The organism is Streptomyces sp. NPDC051133 (assembly GCF_040682635.1).
Lineage (GTDB): Bacteria > Actinomycetota > Actinomycetes > Streptomycetales > Streptomycetaceae > Streptomyces.
The window spans coordinates 1-2,552 of the sequence record NZ_JBFBBK010000175.1; the positions used below are offsets into that span (position 1 = coordinate 1).

The 2,552-nt window shown below is 65.2% G+C and carries 2 protein-coding genes and 1 pseudogene; 2 read left to right on the forward strand and 1 reads right to left on the reverse strand.

Annotated features, from left to right (window positions below):
- On the forward strand, nt 1-936 hold a 936-nt coding region (locus AB0N17_RS46010), incomplete at its 5' end, for a GAF domain-containing SpoIIE family protein phosphatase (protein WP_366017636.1).
- A gap of 273 nt (nt 937-1,209) precedes the next feature.
- On the opposite strand, the pseudogene AB0N17_RS46015 reads toward AB0N17_RS46010, so the two are convergent.
- Nucleotides 1,210-1,501 (reverse strand): annotated as a pseudogene (locus AB0N17_RS46015) (transposase); the annotation flags it as partial.
- Between the two features lie 397 nt (nt 1,502-1,898).
- Here AB0N17_RS46015 and AB0N17_RS46020 point away from each other — a divergent pair.
- Nucleotides 1,899-2,483, forward strand: coding sequence for a hypothetical protein (locus AB0N17_RS46020; RefSeq protein WP_366017637.1), 585 nt, complete (start codon nt 1,899-1,901; stop codon nt 2,481-2,483).
- Nucleotides 2,484-2,552 lie beyond the last annotated feature (69 nt).

Genomic DNA, 2,552 nt, shown 5'->3' on the forward strand with positions numbered 1-2,552 from the left:
GCCGACTTCCGGCGTGCCTATCCCAAGGCCCCCCGTTACGAGAAGACCAACGCATGGGCCTTCCTGCCTCTGACCGTCTCCGGGCGTCCCATCGGCTCTCTCGTCCTCACCTACGACCAGGCCCGCCCCTTTCCCCCGGCAGAACGCGCCATCCTCACCTCTCTTGCCGGACTGATCGCCCAGGCTCTGGATCGCGCCCGCCTCTACGACGCCAAGCACGCCCTGGCCCGCAGCCTGCAGAGTGGCCTTCTGCCCCAGGCCATGCCCCGTATCCGGGGCTTGGAGGTCGCCGCCCGCTACCTCCCTGCCGGGCACGGCGTGGACATCGGCGGCGACTTCTACGACCTCATCCGCCGTGACGACACCACCGCCGCTGCGGCGATCGGCGACGTCCAGGGCCACGACACCACCGCCGCCGCCCTGATGGGGCAGGTCCGCACCGCCGTCCACGCTCACGCCAGCGACGGAACGCCCCCCGACGACATCCTCGCCCGCACCAACCGTCTCTTGACCGACCTTGACCCGGGGCTGTTCACCAGCTGCCTGATCGCCCACCTCGATGTGGTTCGCCACCGCGCCCGGCTGGCCAACGCCGGACATCCCCCGCCCCTGCTCCGGCATCCCGACGGCCGGACAGAAGTCCTCCGCCTGCCACCCGGGCTGCTCCTCGGCATCGACCCCGCCGCCCACTACAGCACCACCGAAATCCCCCTCGAACCGGGTTGTGTCCTCGTCCTGTACACCGACGGGCTTGTGGAAACTCCTGGCACCGACATCGACCACACCACCCACGACCTGGCCCAGCGCCTCGCCCAGGCCCCGGGCCAGGACCTGGACGACCTCGCCGACGCCCTCATCCACCACGCCGAACGGGGCGTCGCCCGCCACGACGACATCGCCCTCTTGCTCATCCGCCCGACGACGAACGGCGGCTGATGCCCATCGCCGCAGCGCACGCGACGGCTTCACTTTGCTGCGAGTGGCGTCTCCGCTCGCCAACACCAAACTGCATGCCGTCACCCAGGCCGTCATCGACTGGGCACAAGTCCACGAGCCGCTGCCTGGGCCGGTCCAAGAAGCACTGGAACAGGCGCTGCAGCATCACCGGTCTTGTAGTCGGTCATGGCCGGCCGACGGCCGGAGCCGACCCTCCCGGCCGTACTCGGGCTGAGGAGCGCCCTGCTCTGCCTCAGCCTGACGCTCCGCACGAGAGCGCATCGGTCCACGAGAGCCTTCGCGCCAGGTCACCTCGGTGAAGGCCTGCCGTTCCTGGGCGGTCACCAGCGCAGCCACCGGGGACGGCTTGTCCCGGTAGCGGCGCTGCGGCTTGGGGCCGTTGCCCGACCAGGGCGGCGTGACCGGCACGGCGTCGTGTGGGTGGACGGACGCATCCGCGAATGGCGACGACATTGCCGATGCCCCGGCCTGTCGAGACCGTCGTGGAAGTCGCCGCTCGGCCCGCAGGGGCGTCGGCCACCAGCACGGGCGCGACCCTGCCCCAGCACCCGCCCCCGAGCACCCCCAACCGCCCCGCTACCAGCGGCTACACCCACCGAAAGCGGAATCCAGCAGTAGACGTCGAGAGCGTGCGGTAGTCCACAACTGATCGCGCCTCGATGTGGTTCAGAAATCCCCGAGCACTCAACAATGCCGGGCGATGCCCTTCGCTGAGGCAACCCCTACAACCGGCAGTATATTTATTTCTAAATCAAAGAGCCGACACTCTCACTTGGCCTATTCATGAGCATCAGCCGGATATGACTCCCCCCGTCTTGACATCAGAGCCGTGAATGGACTTGAGTTACGCGCGGGCTACGTGGCAGAGACACCTGTTGAACGTGCGCACAGAACTCGAGTAGTCCGCTCCTGGAACGCACATTTTATCGAAGGGGAGAAAAATGAAGAGGAGCCGTCTTGCTGTGGTTGCGATCGTCGCTGCCGTATTATCTGTGGGTGGCCTTGACGTTGCCTCTGCGGCGACTCTCGCCCCGACGAGCTCGCAGGGAGCCCAGGCAAAGAACCCTCACGAGTCGCTGAGTTTCCTGGGGATGGCCAATATCGCCGTATCCCGGGTCCGGGCCCTCTATCCCGATGCTGAACTCCTTGAGGGTCAGGGTAAGTCGCCTGCAGGTTCCACGGATGACGTCACTGATATCACCGAATGGCGTTTCATCTTCCGGCTTCCAGGAAACAGGACCGCCACCATCCAGTCCACCGGCTGGGGTGCTTTCTCGGCCCCAGTGGTTGTCGACCAGCCTTGGCTAGGGGACCAGAAGATCGAATGGTCTCCCGAAAATTTTCTCGGTATCCGCGAAGCGGATGACCGACTGACGGATGCCGGATACACCGATGCCTTTAAAAGCATCACCTTCAGGGCGCCATTGTACCCCGGCATTGACGAGCCGTACTATATTTTCAACTTCACTGATGGTAGCCATATTGCCGTTGGCGTGATTGACGGGGAAGTAGTTCCGTTCCACTAGTCATGTTAGGCGACCACTGAGCCTCTTCAATGAAATCTGGACTAGCGATTCCCCCGGGCGTTCACGCCC